This window comes from Desulfonatronum sp. SC1 (genome assembly GCF_003046795.1).
GTDB lineage: Bacteria > Desulfobacterota > Desulfovibrionia > Desulfovibrionales > Desulfonatronaceae > Desulfonatronum.
In genome coordinates, this window is sequence record NZ_PZKN01000179.1 from 1 (window position 1) to 427 (window position 427).

1 protein-coding gene is annotated in these 427 nt (G+C 42.4%); it reads right to left on the reverse strand.

What is annotated here, in order from left to right; all coding sequences use genetic code 11:
• Positions 1-283: 283 nt before the first annotated feature.
• Positions 284-424, reverse strand: coding sequence for a hypothetical protein (locus C6366_RS21195; RefSeq protein ID WP_368731516.1), 141 nt, complete (start codon positions 422-424; stop codon positions 284-286).
• Positions 425-427 lie beyond the last annotated feature (3 nt).

Consider the following 427-nt stretch of genomic DNA (forward strand, 5'->3'; position numbering starts at 1 on the left):
GCTCATATCATTCTGCACCATTTCACCCAATACGGTTTGGCCGGCGTTTTGTGCGGCTAAATACGTGAATGCAATATGCAGAAATACGACTAAAAGCGTAGGTTTTTTGGGCATTCCCTTTTGGTGTTTGTTTTGCAAATGATGATTGTTATTACCCTCACCGCTAAACGCTGAATATGATGTCTAGCTATGCTTATCCTAACAAATAAACTGTTGGTTAAACGAATCGCCAGAACAAAAGGTTGCCCGTGAGGACAAAAAAACGGTTTATGATGTTGTTAACTTAAACAACGTGCGCCAGCAAATCATAATCTTCGGCACCGGTTACTTCAACCTCATAAAAGGAGCCTGGTGTAAGTGCTTCAGCAGATGATACCAAAACCTCGGGATCAACTTCAGGACTGTCAAACTCTGAACGCCCCACATA